General features: G+C 48.4%; 9 protein-coding genes. 7 read left to right on the top strand and 2 right to left on the bottom strand.

The window, feature by feature from the left end; genetic code table 11:
- Positions 1 to 104: 104 nt before the first annotated feature.
- From HP552_RS28875 to helD, 3 genes are all read left to right on the top strand, one after another.
- On the top strand, positions 105 to 1,337 hold the full coding sequence (locus tag HP552_RS28875; protein WP_175398800.1) for a PTS sugar transporter subunit IIC: 1,233 nt from the start codon (positions 105 to 107) through the stop codon (positions 1,335 to 1,337).
- A gap of 19 nt (positions 1,338 to 1,356) precedes the next feature.
- Positions 1,357 to 3,636, top strand: a complete 2,280-nt coding sequence (locus HP552_RS28870; protein WP_175398799.1) for a beta-glucosidase family protein — start codon at positions 1,357 to 1,359, stop codon at positions 3,634 to 3,636.
- Between the two features lie 469 nt (positions 3,637 to 4,105).
- Positions 4,106 to 6,532, top strand: a complete 2,427-nt coding sequence (gene helD, locus HP552_RS28865; RefSeq protein WP_175399146.1) for an RNA polymerase recycling motor HelD — start codon at positions 4,106 to 4,108, stop codon at positions 6,530 to 6,532.
- A 396-nt stretch (positions 6,533 to 6,928) separates the two neighbouring features.
- On the opposite strand, the gene HP552_RS28860 is transcribed toward helD, so the two are convergent.
- The gene (locus tag HP552_RS28860; RefSeq protein ID WP_175398798.1) at positions 6,929 to 8,209 is read right to left on the bottom strand and encodes a glycoside hydrolase family 125 protein; all 1,281 of its coding nucleotides are present in this window, start codon (positions 8,207 to 8,209) and stop codon (positions 6,929 to 6,931) included.
- A 569-nt stretch (positions 8,210 to 8,778) separates the two neighbouring features.
- Between HP552_RS28860 and HP552_RS28855 the strand changes: the two genes are divergently transcribed.
- Genes HP552_RS28855 through HP552_RS28840 form a run of 4 tightly spaced genes read left to right on the top strand, consistent with a single transcriptional unit; the run spans position 8,779 to position 13,376 of the window.
- The gene (locus HP552_RS28855) at positions 8,779 to 9,729 is read left to right on the top strand and encodes an ABC transporter permease (protein WP_175398797.1); all 951 of its coding nucleotides are present in this window, start codon (positions 8,779 to 8,781) and stop codon (positions 9,727 to 9,729) included.
- A 16-nt stretch (positions 9,730 to 9,745) separates the two neighbouring features.
- Positions 9,746 to 10,657, top strand: coding sequence for a carbohydrate ABC transporter permease (locus HP552_RS28850; RefSeq protein WP_175398796.1), 912 nt, complete (start codon positions 9,746 to 9,748; stop codon positions 10,655 to 10,657).
- A gap of 38 nt (positions 10,658 to 10,695) precedes the next feature.
- Entirely contained in the window at positions 10,696 to 12,306 is a 1,611-nt protein-coding gene (locus tag HP552_RS28845; protein WP_175398795.1) for an extracellular solute-binding protein, read from the top strand.
- A gap of 41 nt (positions 12,307 to 12,347) precedes the next feature.
- A complete protein-coding gene (locus HP552_RS28840; protein WP_175398794.1) occupies positions 12,348 to 13,376 on the top strand; it encodes a glycoside hydrolase family 130 protein in 1,029 nt (342 codons plus the stop codon).
- A gap of 64 nt (positions 13,377 to 13,440) precedes the next feature.
- On the opposite strand, the gene HP552_RS28835 is transcribed toward HP552_RS28840, so the two are convergent.
- On the bottom strand, positions 13,441 to 15,765 hold the full coding sequence (locus tag HP552_RS28835; protein WP_175398793.1) for a helix-turn-helix domain-containing protein: 2,325 nt from the start codon (positions 15,763 to 15,765) through the stop codon (positions 13,441 to 13,443).
- Positions 15,766 to 15,849 lie beyond the last annotated feature (84 nt).

Here is a 15,849-nt window from a genome sequence, read left to right as displayed (position 1 = left end):
GGACAAAAAACGAACCAAGATGCGGCAAGTTACGACAAGAAAGCGTTAACATATATCTTTATACTAGGATTGTAGCAGCTAAGAGGAAAGTAGGGGGAGTTTGGATGAAGCGTTTTATGAAATGGATGACAGAATCGTTTGCACCCAGATTGGAGGCGTTTACGAACAATATTTGGGTTTCGTCGATTCAAGAAGCGATTATGGTCGCTATTCCGATGATTTTCATCGGTTCGATCATTACATTAATTTCGATATTGCAGGATTTCATTCCGGGAATGCCGGACCTGACGCCTATAACGACATTCAGTTTTGGTTTGTTGGGTTTGTTTATTGCTTTTCTGACGCCATATGTAGTTATGGAAAAAAGGGATCGTCACAAAATTAAGCTGCTTGCGGGCATGTCAGGGGTCTCCCTGTTCGTTATGCTGCTTAACCCGATGGTGAATGAAGATGGAACCATTCAGTTTATCCTTGAACGATTTGGTCCATCCGGCATGATTACGGCGCTCCTGGTGGGTGTGTTTGTTGCACTTGTCATGAATGTATGCAATAAATTCTCGTTTTTTAAAAAAGGATCCTCTCTTCCCGAGTTCATCATGGACTGGTTCGATTTTCTCGTCCCGATTGCATTGGTGTTAACGGCTGGATGGCTGCTCGTATACCAGCTTCATTTTGATATCTTTGCACTGATCGTGAGCGTATTCGAACCCATCAATGCCATGGGGCAGAGCTTGACCGGGTTTGTCTTGTTTAATTTCATTGGTGTTGTATTGTATTCCTTCGGCGTAAGTCCATGGGTCATGACACCGATCTGGTACGCGATATGGATACCCGCAATCGAAGAGAACGCCGCTCTCGTTGCGGCAGGACAAGATCCGGTCAATATCAATACCTTCGAAACCTTTTTCTCCGGCTGGCTTGGTATTGGGGGAATGGGAGCTACCTTGCCGCTTGTCGTCTGGTTCCTGCTGGCCAGATCGAAAAAGTTGAAGTCTGTCGGTAAGGCGACCATTATTCCATCCTTGTTCAATATTAACGAGCCAGTCGTGTACGGAGCACCGATTGCTTTCAATCCGCTTCTCATGGTACCGATGTGGATCAACGGACTGATCACGCCGATTATTGTGTATTTGGCGTTAGATATGGGCTTTGCAAGAATTCCGAGCCAAATCTTTCAATTGTGGTATACGCCAATCGGTCTGTCTACCTACATTATGTCCGGCTTCAACGGACTCATTTTGCTGGCAGTGATTCTGCTGATTGTATTCGTTGTCTGGTTCCCGTTTTTCAAACTGTATGATGCTCAAGAGCTGAAAAAGGAACAGGAACAAAACTGATTAAAAAGGATGGATTATTATGAATAAAGCGATGAATGAATTGCTGGCTGAGATGACTCTTATTGAAAAAGCTTCGATCTGCGCGGGATTAAATATGTGGATGACAAAAGGAATTGAGCGGTTAAACATACCGCCCGTTCATATGTATGACGGAACAAACGGGATTCGTAAAACGAACAGTGACGAAGAAATGGGCATCACAACAGAGAATGTTCCCGCGACCTGTTATCCAACAGGATCTGCGATTGGCTCCTCTTGGAACACGGAATTATTGCATGAGGTCGGCGTAGCGCTGGGCCGGGAATCAAAGGCTATGGACGTGGAATTGTTGCTCGGGCCAGGAGTAAACATGAAAAGGACACCGCTTGGCGGAAGGAACTTCGAGTACTATTCGGAAGATCCATGTTTGACGGGTGAACTCGGCGCCGCTTTCATTAACGGCATCCAAAGTGAGGGGGTAGGCGCTTCCCTCAAGCACTTTGCAGGTAACAATCAGGAGTTTGAGAAAATGGTGACCAGTTCGGAAATTGATGAGCGGACGCTGCGTGAAATTTACCTGAGCGCTTTTGAACGTATCATCAAAAAATCCGATCCTTGGACGGTCATGTGTTCCTATAATTTGCTGAATGGAACATATACAAGCGAGAACGAACATTTGTTGAATGACATTTTGAGAGAAGAGTGGGGTTACGAAGGCGTTGTCCTGTCAGACTGGACTGCCGTTAATGACCGGATACGCGGGCTGAAAGCTGGACTTGATCTAGAAATGCCGGGACCTGCCAATTACAATACCAAAGCGATCGTGGAAGCCGTTCAAAACGGAACACTTTCTGAAGAACAGCTGAATCGGAGTGTGGCCCGCATTTTGAAGCTGGTTGAACGAGTGACAGGCAGCCAATCCACAGACACGGATTCACACGGTGATCAGAACTATCATGCGCTTGCACGTAAAGCTGCAGCTGAAAGTATTGTGCTTCTGAAAAACGAAAACGCCATTCTACCGCTGCAGCAGGAATCGATTTCTTCGATTGCGGTGATTGGACGGTTTGCCAAGAAGCCCAGAATTCAAGGGGCGGGCAGTGCCAAGGTAACCCCTACAAGCGTCGATATCCCTTGGGATGAAATAAAGAATCTGGCCGGAGCCTCGGTTACAATTAGCTATGCCGAAGGATACCCGGAGGATGACTCCATTCAAGAAGAACTGATCAAGGAAAGTGTATCTTTGGCCGTGAATTCCGATGTGGCGGTGCTGTTTGTTGGTCAACCGGAATATGCCGAATCGGAGATGCACGATTTGAAGAGCATCGATCTTCCAGAGCATCAAGTCAAGTTAATTCAGGCGGTTGCAGCCGTTCAGCCTAAGTGCATCGTGGTGACAAGCAGTGGCTCTGCTCTTGTCATGCGTCCATGGGTACAGCATGTGCCTGGTGTTATTCATTCCTGGTTATCGGGCCAAGGGATGGGGAGAGCGATTGCGGAAGTATTGTTCGGACAAGAAAACCCATCAGGCAAATTATCCGAGACCTTCCCTGTGAAGCTGTCGGATAACCCGTCCCATATGAGGATTCGGGGAGAAAACGGCAAGCTCTATTATCGCGAGGGTCTATTCGTAGGCTACCGATATTATGACCGCAAAGAACTGGCACCACAATTTCCCTTCGGTCATGGCTTATCCTACACTTCGTTTTCATATACGGACCTCGAAGTAGGTCAAGGAGACAAAGGTGTTACGGTGTCCTTCCAACTGAAAAACACGGGCAAGCGAAAAGGGAAGGAAGTCGTTCAATTGTACGTACACGATGAGGAATGCAGCTGGAACCGCCCGGAGAAGGAATTAAAAGCCTTTGCCAAAATCGAGCTTGAGCCGGGTGAACAACGGAAAATCGTCTTTGAGCTTGAAGAGAGAGATTTCTCCTATTACAACACCAAGTATAGCCGTTGGGTTGCGGAGAGCGGATTTTTCCAAATTGCACTGGGCAGCTCATCCAGAGACATCCGGATCACGGAACGTTTGTATTGCAACTTCGGAAAGGAAGAAATTACGTTCCACAAGTTCAGCCTGCTCAGTGAATGGTTGAGCGATCCCGCGGCAAAAACGGTACTAGAACAGTGTCTGGATGAAATGAACAAGCACGTTACGGATAAAGTGTATCTAAACGAGGAATTCATTGGATTCTGGGAAGACTTCCCTGTGGTCAAATTGTTCCAGATGTTTGGTCAAAATTGGATGAATGAACGGTCGCCGGACGAGGTCATCCACGATCTTATCGCTCGTGTCGAGAAGGCGCGGAATGTTTAATCTTTTTAAAAACCATCTATAATAGATGGTTTTTTTTATTTATATTTTTTTGAACAAAGGGCTACAACATATTGCCATACAAATGATGGGAATGGAAGAGTGATATACTTTATAAATCTGTCATGATGTGCAGTGTTCTGTCCGGTCAGTCGATAAAGGCAGGGAAATTAGTCGCTGGTTTAGACAGTGGGCATAAAAAAAGATGACCCTCGATGATTCATGGGTCATCTTTGACAGCTCAATTCGAAATAGTTGGTTTAAGCCGACCGCAATCCAGTTTTGCCGAAGATAAATAAAAAAATAAATTGAACGCAAAAAAAACGCTGTGATATAATCGATAGCGTCATTGAGAAATGTAATCCGGATTCGTATTCATCATTATTCCTACTCTTAGTATACATCTGGGAATTGGATTTGTCAATGCTCTTTTTTAACCCGAAAAAATGGAAAAAGGAGTGGCTCAAGAATGATGGAAACGAAGAATTGGCAGCAAGAACAGGAACGGCTGGAATTGGTCAGGAACAAACTGCAGGTGAGGATCTCTGAACTGGAGCCGGAAGTTGCAGGGCTGCATGATCAGGCAGCGGACATCCGCAAGCGGTTTTGGGAAGAAGTTACGATGAACACAAGTACCAACGAAGATTTCGAAGAGTCTTTCTTTACGATTAACCAGCAGTCCGCAGTATTGGCCGAAAGGGAGCGTGGCCACAAGCGGTTGATGCAGCAATGGAAAAACATGAAACATCTGCTCCCATCTCCCTATTTCGGACGCATCGACTTCCAGGAGAAAGGAATCAACCTCAGGGAACAGATCTACATCGGCGTATCTTCCTTCGTCGACCAGGACGGCCTGAGTTTTCTGATCTATGACTGGCGCACTCCCATTGCTAGTCTGTACTACGACTCCTCTCCCGGACCGGCTTCTTACGTCACCCCATCCGGATCCATCGAAGGGACGATGGAGCTTAAACGGCAGTTTCAGATTCAAAATGGGAAAATTCACAACATGTTTGACGCAAGTGAAACGATCGGAGACGATTTGCTGCAGCAAGTGCTTGGTAATGGTGCAAACTCGCAAATGAAGAGCATCGTGGCAACGATCCAGAAGGAACAAAACGCCATCATCCGCAATGACAAAAGTCGAATGCTTATCGTGCAGGGGGCTGCCGGAAGTGGTAAAACTTCCGCAGCTCTGCAGAGGGTGGCATACTTGCTGTACAAACACCGACAGACCATCAAGGCGGATCAAATTGTTCTTTTTTCGCCAAATCCGATGTTTTCCAGTTATATCTCTACCGTCCTTCCGGAACTGGGTGAAGAGAATATGCAGCAGACGACGTTTCAAGAATATCTGGACTATTGGCTGGATTCCTCGTTACGGCCGGAGGATGCTTTTGACCAGATTGAATATGTCCTGACTGCACAAGGAACACCGGGTTATGAGGCTCGTCTTCAGGGGATCGAGTATAAAACGTCCGAGACTTTCCTGCAGGCACTCCAGAACTATAGACTATGGTTGGGACGGGAAGGCATGCGCTTCACTGGAATTCGGGTACAGGAACGCGATTTAATTACGGCAGAGCAGATGAAAGCAAAATTTTACGGGTACGATGATACCCTGCCGCTAATTAACCGCGTTGTTCTCTTGCAGGAATGGCTGCTGAATGAACTAGCCTCGCTGGAACGTTTGGAACGGGAGGCCCCTTGGGTACAGGAAGAGTTGAATTATCTGGATACCGAGCAGTACGTGGAAGCTTATAGGATGCTGCATAAGGAGAAAGAAGTGTTTGACGTTGCGGAACGATATGCGGCGATTCTTAAGAATAATAAGAGCCAGCCACGAGGGGATGAAGGCGACTTTGATTTCACTCAGAGAGAGGAGGGGCTGCTCCGCCGAAAGATTGTCAAAGAATACTTTAAACCGTTAAGGAAAAGTGTGAAAAAGTTCTCTTTTGTTGATATCAAAGGCATATATGGCCAATTGTTTGTTGACGAGGCAGCATATCAGGAGAAAGCGAATGGAGCTGCCGTTCCGGCGCAATGGCCAGAAATCTGCAGGCAAACCAAGGAAATGTTGGACCGAAACGAGTTATTTCACGAGGATGCGACTCCGTATTTATATGTAAAAGAATTGATTGAAGGTGTTCGGACAAACACGGATATTCGGTATGTTTTCGTAGATGAGGGTCAAGATTATTCGTCGTTTCAATATGAATATTTGAAAAAACTGTTTCCTCGTGCCCGAATGACGGTGCTCGGTGACTTCGGGCAAGCTATCTTCATGCAGTCCACAAGTTTGGCCGGGGACGATTCGCCGCTGGTCCGTCTTTTTGGAGAAGCCGACACAAGTCTGTTCTGCCTTTTGCGGAGCTATCGGTCGACTAGAGAAATCGTTGAATTCACAAAATCGATGCTTCCGGACGGCGGGGATATTGTACCGTTTGATCGGAAAGGTCCCAAACCCGTTCTGACCAGATTGGACAGCAGAGAGAACCGTGATTCGCAAATTCTGGCAGACATCGCTGCACTAAGAGGCAAGGGCCTTGAATCCATCGCCATCATTACGAAGACCGCCGCCGAAAGCCGTGAGGCCTATGAATCATTGAGAATTCAAGGAAACGAAACGCTGCAGCTCATTACCAAAGAGACAATGAACTTTGAAAAAGGAGCGATGGTCATTCCCGTCCATCTCGCCAAAGGCGTCGAATTCGACGCAGTCTTTGTTTACGATGCTTCACCAGAAGCTTACGGTCGGGACAATGAACGCAAGCTGTTATATACCGCATGTACGCGGGCGATGCACCGGCTTCATCTTTATACGACTGGAGATTGGTCGCCGTTCGTGCAGGCATTACCGGTGGATTTGTATGAGATATCGTCTTACTCAGCTAGATGAGCAGAAAATAGGAAACATATTAGCCTTGGTTGTTAAGTCAGCCAAGGCTATTTTTTCATCATACCCATAAAGGCTGTCGAGGGATAAAGAACTTGTCCCGATTACCGAAGGAATGAATGCGATTTTATCGAACTCAAATGCACACAACTTTCCAATAAAATAAGAAGCATATGTGATGAGCCGGCAATGTTTAAGCTGTATATGGCGTATATCGATAGGGATTCGGCAGTACTTGTTCGGCACATCGGCGATTTGGTGGGCAGCTTTAATGTGGTAAGCCAGAAACCGGCTGGGTCTTCCCGCTATACAGGACGACGCAGCCGGTTTTTTCTATAGTTAGAATACGATACTTTCTCCGCTGTGTTGCCTTTGAAATAAGGTAAGGCTCAGCAGCGCTTAGACAATTCCTTTGTCCATCGCTTTGCCGATCAGCGTCGCGAAAAGACTGTTGGACCAGGCGAACCACTCGCGTGAAAAATCGGAGGGATCATCCGGGTGAAAGCCTTCGTGCATATATCCGGTATCCGCATCGGTTCTGACTAGCATATCAATTAATTCTTTGATCTCCTCATCATTATCTGCTGTCAGCGCCTGCATGGATAGAGCCATGTGCCACACATAACCTCCCGGTGTATGTGGACTACCAATGCCTTTGGCATGTTTACCCTCGAAGTAAAAGGGGTTGTCGAAGCTGAGAGCAAACCGGCGGGTGTTCTGATAAATTTCATCCTCCACACCGACATAACCAATATAAGGAATAGACATCAGTCCCGGTGTACCGGCATCGTCCATCAGAGAATAATTACCGTATCCATCCGTTTCGTAAGCGTAGATTCTGCCATATTTCGGATGATTCACAATTCCGTAAGTGCGGATGCCGAAGTCAATTTCCTTGCGAAGCTTCGCAGCCCGGGCCGCCAGTCTTTCGTCCTCATAGATTACGCTTGCGATCTCGCGGATATAGTCCAGAATCACCACAGCGAACATATTGGATGGAATATTATAACCGAACTCACAGCTGTCATCGCTTGGGCGGAAGGCCGACCAACTCATGCCGGTGTAGTTGACAGGCATGCCGCGTCCGTTATTGTGCAAAGTCTCCGTATCCTGAAGCGTCTGCCGGATGAAATGGTAGGGCGATTTCTCCCCGTGATACTGCTCTGTTTCAATCACGTTCACGATGGAGGTTAGCGCTTGGTAGCAGGCGGGATCGAAGATATCCGTCTGTTCCGATTCCTTCCAGTACATATAAGCCAGCTGTACGACGAAGCAGAGGGAATCCAGTTCGTATTTGCGCTCCCACATCCACGGGTTCAGATTGCAATCATCCGTAGCCCGGTAATGCTTGTCGCTTGCCGTTTCGTTGAAGGCATTCGTGTATGGATCAATGTTGACATAGAACATCTGCCGGGCAATTAGGCCGCGGAGAATCCGCTGAAGCTCGGGATCCTTTTTGGCAAACGGAATGTAGTGGCGCACCTGCTCCGTAGAGTCGCGCAGCCACATGGCCGGGATATCCCCGGTGAATACGAAGGTAGTACCATCTTCAAGCAGCTTAGTTGTTGTCTCCAGCGTATTCGGGAAGCAGTTACGGAACAGCTGCTGCAATTTCGGTTGATGCGAGAGACGTTTATCGGCTTCAGCAAGATACGCGGTAATGGAAGCTGGCAGGTTCATAATCTAATTCCTCCTACATCGTTAAGGTTAAGGTTGTCCTACTTACAGGGCATAGGTGACAATTCGGGGTTTGCCGACGGAGCTGCGGTGAATTTCCTCATCCTTTATTTCCCCGTATATTCGTGGTCCAGAATATCCACTGGCATGTACAGCAGTACCATTCCCGGTCCCGAGGGGTGTGGGAGATCAGGTGAGCAGTTGTACGGTTCATGACAGAAACCTCCTAATATCATCAGTCCATGTTTTAGCCTTGGCATTCGTAGCAAATGTTTGCATACCTGCCCGATGATCACAATATGTAACTTTTGCACGGTGAAATGAGGTTCATAATTCACATATTGCAGCTATGCTCCAGCTGCAGTCACCCACAGCAGGGCATGCCGTAAAGTACCGCAGCAGCGCGGTTTTGCACTCACTTAACATGACAATGCACAACCTACATATTTACTGTGTCAGCTTTGTTTCACTACACTTTGATTTGTAAGCGCTAGCATGTAAGGAATCAACAAAAATGCGAGGCGGCTGCATGAATCTGTGTAACGAAAACTAACATAGAGAGGAGTGGGAGAATGAAGGGGAGTCATGCGGCAGTAACCGTAAATCCTTCATTGAAGAACAAATCCCTAGGCAAAAGAATCTGGAAAAATTGGGAGCTCTATCTGTTCATGCTTCCTGTGATGTTGTATTTCCTCGTTTTTCATTACGGTCCGATTTACGGCATTCAGATTGCTTTTAAGAATTTCGTACCTTCGAAAGGAATTGCAGGCAGCGAATGGGTTGGTTTTGACCATTTTGAACGATTCTTCAATTCCTATTTTTTCTGGGATTTGCTCTGGAATACTTTCAGTATCAGCTTCTATGAACTTGCCCTCGGGTTTCCGCTGCCGATCATTCTCGCGCTGGCCTTCAATGAGGTCCGCAACGGCCCGTTCAAGAAATCGGTCCAGACGGTAACCTATGCGCCACATTTCATTTCTGTCGTTGTTATGGCAGGGATGATCATTACCTTTTTATCACCCTCCAGCGGAATGATTGTTCGGTTCATTGAGTTCCTGGGCCTTCAACCAGCGGAGTTTCTGACGGATCCGGCCTGGTTCAAGACGGTGTATGTCTTCTCGGGCGTCTGGCAGAGCACCGGGTGGGGAACCATTATTTATCTCGCGGCTCTGTCAGGCGTAGATCCTCAGCTGCATGAAGCGGCTATTATGGATGGAGCAAGCCGGTTTAAACGGATGCTGCATATCAATCTGCCGACGATAGTGCCCACCATTACGATCATGCTGATCTTGAATATGGGTAATATTCTGGGCGTTGGCTTCGAAAAGATTTTGCTTCTGCAGAATTCGCTTAATATGGAGGCTTCCGATGTAATTTCCACCTATGTATACCGCGCTGGCCTGGTGAACGCCCAGTATAGCTTCTCAACGGCTGTCGGATTGTTCAACTCGGTAGTCAACGTTATTCTGCTTGTTACTGTCAACCAGATCGCCAAACGCACCAGTGAGAACAGCCTCTGGTAGAAAGGAGTTGAAGTCTTTGGTTACTGCGATGAAAGAATCCAAGGGGGACAAGCTGTTTCTAATCAGCACCTATATTTATCTGGTCCTTGCACTGCTGGTTGTTCTCTATCCGCTGATCTATATTCTCAGCGCTTCAATCAGTTCGCCGCAGGACGTCAATTCGGGAGCCATGTGGCTGTTCCCGAGGAATGTAACACTGGACGGCTATAAGCTTGTTTTTGAGAATCCGAAGATATGGAATGGCTACTGGAACACAATTATTTACACGCTGGTAGGGACTCTCGTCAATCTCGCCGTTACTTTGCCGGCTTCGTATGCGCTTAGCAGATCTGATTTTGTCGGGCGTCAGCTGTTCATGGGTCTCATTTTGTTCACGATGTTCTTCAGCGGCGGACTCGTGCCGACGTATCTGCTAGTCAAGAACCTTGGACTCATTAACAGCATGTGGGCATTGATTCTGCCGGTGGCCGCTTCGGTCTGGAATATCGTTGTGGCCCGCACTTTTTTTCAGACGACCATTCCGAAGGAACTGCAGGAAGCGGCGCATATTGACGGTTGTACAAATCTGAAGCTGTTCATCCGCATTATTCTGCCGCTGTCGGCACCGATTATAGCGGTTATGGCGTTGTTCTATGGAGTTGGGCACTGGAACAGCTATTTCCCGTCTCTAATCTATTTGAATGATGATGCCAAGTATCCGCTGCAGATGGTTCTGCGCCAGATCCTTGTCCTTCAGGAAATGTCGGCCGAAACCACGGGCGCTTCAATCAACAGCGAGGTGGCGACCGCTATGAATAATAAGGCGGAAACGGCATCACTGATCAAATATGGAGTCATTGTTGTCTCCACACTGCCCATCGTGGCGGTCTATCCGTTCCTGCAGCGTTACTTTGTCCAAGGAGTCATGATTGGCTCTGTTAAAGGCTAAACGTTTAGAATGTAATGATAACAAGGGAGGAATCATTTATGCAGACCACACGCAAACCATGGAAGCTTCTGCTGTCTTCGGCTCTAGTGCTTACACTGCTGGCAGGCTGCAGCAATTCAAACGAAGGTACAGCGAATAACAATACCGGAGAGGTTGCTGTGAATAAAGAAGGTTTTCCGATTGTCAATGAATCCGTTACCCTGACGCTTATGGCGCCCGATGTAGGGATTCAGAACTGGGAGAACATGGCGGTGCTCCAGCAGATGCAGGAGAAGACTGGCATTACGCTGGAATATAAAAATGCACCGAAGGACAGCTTCGAGACCAAGAAGAATCTGGTGCTCGCCAGCGGAGATTACCCGGATATCCTCTATGCTGCCGGTCTGACGACTGCAGAGCAGATGAATTACGGAGAGCAGGGTATCCTCATTCCTCTTGAGGATCTGATTGATGAATACGCTCCGAACTTCAAGGCGCTGCTGGAAGAGAATCCGGATGTCCGCAAATCGATTACTGCACCGGACGGGCATATCTATTCCTTGCCAGTAGTGGAATTCAGCCAGCACTGGTACCGCAATCCGATGTGGTATAACGGGGACTTCCTGAAGGCGCTGAATATCGAGAAGCTCCCCGAAACGACAGAAGAGCTGTATACCTACTTGAAGCGTGTGAAGGAGGAAGATCCGAACGGCAATGGCATAGCGGATGAAATTCCGATTTCCTCGGTGACAACACCCGCTGCGAATCTTCGCGATATCCGTACCTGGCTGCTTGGCGCCTTCGGCATCTATGAAGAGGAAATTTATGTGGACGATGAGGACAAGGTGCATTATACACCGCTTGAAGAAGGCTATAAGGAATATCTGACCTATATGAACCGCCTGTGGTCCGAAGACCTGCTGGATCATGAGAGCTTCTCGCAGACGGCAGAGCAAAAGAAGGCCAAAGCGCAGAATAATCAGGTCGCCCTTTTCTCTGACTGGAATGCCTACATGACCAAAGGCGGAGAGCCTTCGACGGCAGATCCGATGTTTGCGCCTGTCCGCAGTGAAACGGTTGCTGCTCCTGCGATTGCCAAGAACAAAGGAATTTCAACCGGCGCCTTTGCCATCACGCAGAACAATCCGGCGCCAGAAGCCTCCATGCGCTGGGTGGATTATCTCTATTCCTATGAAGGCGCTATGTTCTTCAATAAAGGGCCGGAAGGCATTCTCTGGGAATACACCGATAAAGAGAACAGGGTCAAGAAGTACTTACCGGTACCGGACGGCAAGGAAATGGAAGATTACCGGGCAACTCTGACGCCTAACTACGGCATTCCTGCTCCAACCTTATCCATGGATGATATCAATAAAGGACTGAAGACAGACTTTGACCTCTGGGTAGAGCAGGAAACCCAGCAGAAGCTGCTCGATAAAGGGGCACGAATTCCGTTCCCGACTCTGTTCTTCACCGTGGAAGAGCAGACCGAAATCAGCAGCCTGAATTCTGATTTGAGCACATATGTGAAACAGATGGAAGCGAAGTTTATCACTGGTGCCGAGCCGCTTACGGGCTGGGACAATTATGTGGCGACCGTCAAGAAAATGGGCGGAGAGCGTGTGGCTGAAATCAACCAGGCTGCCTATGACCGCTGGAAATCCAACTAATTCAAACTACACCACGAACATTAATCTCAGGAGGGAAAGACATGCAAATCACGAGACATCCGAATAATCCGATTGTCGTCCCGGGCGGCTATGAATGGCGCAAGGTTACGGTCTTCAACCCGGCGGTCATCATCGATAACGGCAAATTTTATATGATTGAGCGCACCGCAGGTTCCCTGACTCCATGCAAAAATTACTTGGGTCTGCTGGAAAGTGATGACGGCGTGAACTTTACCCACGTGAAGGATGAGCCGATTGTGACGCCCGATATGCTGGGATTCCCTTACGGTAGTGTGCAGGACCCGCGGATTGTCAAAATCGATGGCACCTTTTATCTGAACTATGCCCTACGTCCCTGTGCTATGAGTTATTATCCTACCGGGGCAGGCGTCCCCCTGCGCTCGATTCCGGAATATCCGGACGGGTGGGGGGAAGAGGAGGGGCATTGGCTGACCCGGTCATCCATTCTGAAATCGGATAATCTGCTGGATTGGGAGTTTGTGGCGGACACGACACCTCTTGATATCAATGATCGGGACAACATTTTGTTCCCCGAAAAAATAGGAGGCAAATTCGTGCTGCTGCGCCGCCCCGAGGAATATGTGGGAGAAGCCTACGGAACGGATAAGGCGGCTATGTGGATTACCTACTCCGAGGATCTAGTGAACTGGGAAGAGCCCAAACTGCTTGCTGCCGCCGGCAACCTGTCCTGGGAATCGCGAAAAATCGGAGGCTCTACGCCTCCGATACGTACAGATAAGGGCTGGCTGGTGCTCTATCACGGCGTCGATGAAGACATTGTCTACCGTGTGGGGGCCATGCTGCTGGATTTGGAACAGCCTGAGAAAATCATTGCCCGGACACATCATTTCATAATGGAGCCGGAGACGTACTATGAGAAATTTGGGTTCCAGATTCCGAATGTCATCTTCCCGACCGGGAACGTGGTCAAAGACGGACTGCTCTATATCTATTACGGGGTAACGGATACGGCGATAGCGCTCGCCACTGTTCCACTGGATGAACTGGTAGAGCATATTCTTCAGGAAGCGCAGCAGCAAAACAGTTGAAATGACACCGTCCTACAAAAAGGACGTCAAAGCAGTTTCCACTGCTCCGCCAACTTAAAACGGTCTATTTCGCAGCAGCCTCCTTTAAGGCATATTCCTTGCGGTACTGCCCCGGTGTCAGACCAATTTCTTTTTTGAACTTGCGGATGAAATTCGGCGTATCCAAATAACCGACCTGCTCGATAATTTCTTTGAGCGGTGCGGTCGTGTTCTCCAGCAGCCGGATGACCTCATCCACACGCCGCTGCCAGACATATTGTGAGAAATTGCTGCCGGTCTTCTCTTTGAAGCTCCGGCTTAAATAAGAGGTTGAAATGGCAAACTTAAGCGCCACATGCTCTAGGCTGAGTGTGTAGTCAGCAAACTGCTCATCCACGTATGCCAGAATGTCATCCATTAATGAAGACTCGCTCGTCTCCGTATTCCGCTCGACCTGCGCGCAGATGTCACCGGCCAGAGAGAGCAGACGGTTCTCGAGCTCTTCAAGCGTTTCGAAGGAGGTCAGTTCCGGAATGTTGGCGAACACTCCGTCCATGCCAAGCTCGGAGGCGGTGCGCAGAAAAGCGTTCAGCAGATCGAAGCAGATGCATCGCAGCAGATGAACCTGTAGCGGCTCGTCTTGGATCGTATCAATTGTATCGGCAATCATCTGGATGGCTACCGATTCGTTGCCCTGCTTCAGGCTCTGCTCCAGCTTCAGCATGGATTTACGCGGAATCCAAAAGCTCTCGGCAGCGGCAGGACTCAGCTCTGCAAGCTGCTCGAAGTAGGTTACCTGCCCGCTGCGCCGGTTCATTCGGTGCTCTAGAGCTGCAGCGGCTTCAATGAAGGATTGGTTAAGGAGTGCCAGGTCCATGTAGGCCATGCCGACACCGATACTTAGAGAAAGCTGCGAGTGCTCGCGGATTACCGCTTGAATGGCTTCAATAACCTGCTCCATCTGGTTCTGGATGGGCATGTTCGCATCACCGGGAAGTGAAATAATTAAGGCAAACTGGTCTTTGACCGAGAATTCCACACCGAAGATCTGAGCACCTAGACCGGGCAGACATACATTGCTGAGTATTTCCTGCAGCAGATGGCGTTCCTGCCAGGATTTGCCCGGCACAGGTTCATCCCAGGAAAGGATCGCCGAGAAATAGAGGCCTTGTCCCTGAGGATACCTGAAGCCGGTGCTGAAGATCATCTGCTCAATCTCGGGATCATCCGGCTTGCCGTGCTTGAGCAGCAGGAGCATGCACTGATTGCGGACGAAGGGCTCCTGAAGATCAATTCTGGCACTGTAATCGTGGAGAGTCTGCCGGATCCATTCCCATTCATTGCGGAGTTTGGGAGTATCATTGCAGCTGCCTTTCATCTTGGCGAATTCCATCAGATCCCTGATCGGATGGTACTGCCGTTTGGCCAGCAGCAGTGCGGCAGCTATGCCGGTAATGGCCGTTATACAGAAGACGATCAGAATCAGAGTCTGGACATGGGCGACACGGCTGAAGAACTGGAAGCTGGGCATCGTGGTCACATAGGTCCAGCCATTTTCTTCAGATTGTACAGAAACGACGGAGTGTTGTTCCCCATCCAGTTCCAGGTTATGAATACCAGGCTCAAGTCCGGATAACTTCTCGAGCTCGTCCTGGGGAAGGTTGACGTTATGGCTGTTCGCGGTCAACACCTCTCCAGTGGGACCGAAAATATAGCTGCTCCCCGAGAAGTCACTCAAGATCGAGTCCATGACCCCGGTAAGATTGGATTCTTTCATTAAATAGATAACGGTCCCGTAAGGATACGGGTCATTCGGTTTAACAGGTACAAGCATGACGAGCATCGGCTCCACACGGGAATTTACCGTCACATTTTCGGCGGGACGTACCATGGGCTGCCGGGTTTCATTCAAGTCCCGCCGCAATTCTTCCGGGGTCCAACGCTCGAACTGATAGAGTGTATCAAAGGTGACATGAAGATCAGCTGATCCGCGGTAAGAATAAATGTTGGAATCATTATGGAAATAGAGGAGCAAGTCCTCTGTAATGCTGCTGCTGGCTTTGTAATTCGCCAGCGCCTGAATCGCCTCCAGGCTGTAGTAGGGATCGCGTACCATATAGGGAGTCAGATGTTTGTCATAGGCGATTCTTCCCGCTATTTCCTGAAGCTCATTCATACGGGTATCTATAGTGTTCTTCACCTGGTTAAGCTGATTGACATTGGATTGTTCAATTTCTACACGAAGACCTTTGACAGCGTTTTCGTAAACGAAAATGGTTACACCGGTCAGAGGGATAAGAAAGATGAGGATGTAGGAAAACGCATATTTTAGAAGAAGCCTTGATTTGAAATGATTCCAGCTGAGTCTGAATCTGTTGAGCAAGGATGGCTTGAGTGCCGGATTTGCCATGAAGCATTCCCTCCAGTGTTAACATATTCGGATTAAAAATCTTAGGAGTATAAATTACTGTTCTCTTCTGGATTACACTTGTGC

The organism is Paenibacillus xylanilyticus (genome assembly GCF_013359935.1).
Classification (GTDB): Bacteria; Bacillota; Bacilli; order Paenibacillales; family Paenibacillaceae; genus Paenibacillus; species Paenibacillus xylanilyticus.
Note: the sequence above shows the minus strand (reverse complement) of the source record. Positions and strands in the feature narration are given on the sequence as shown.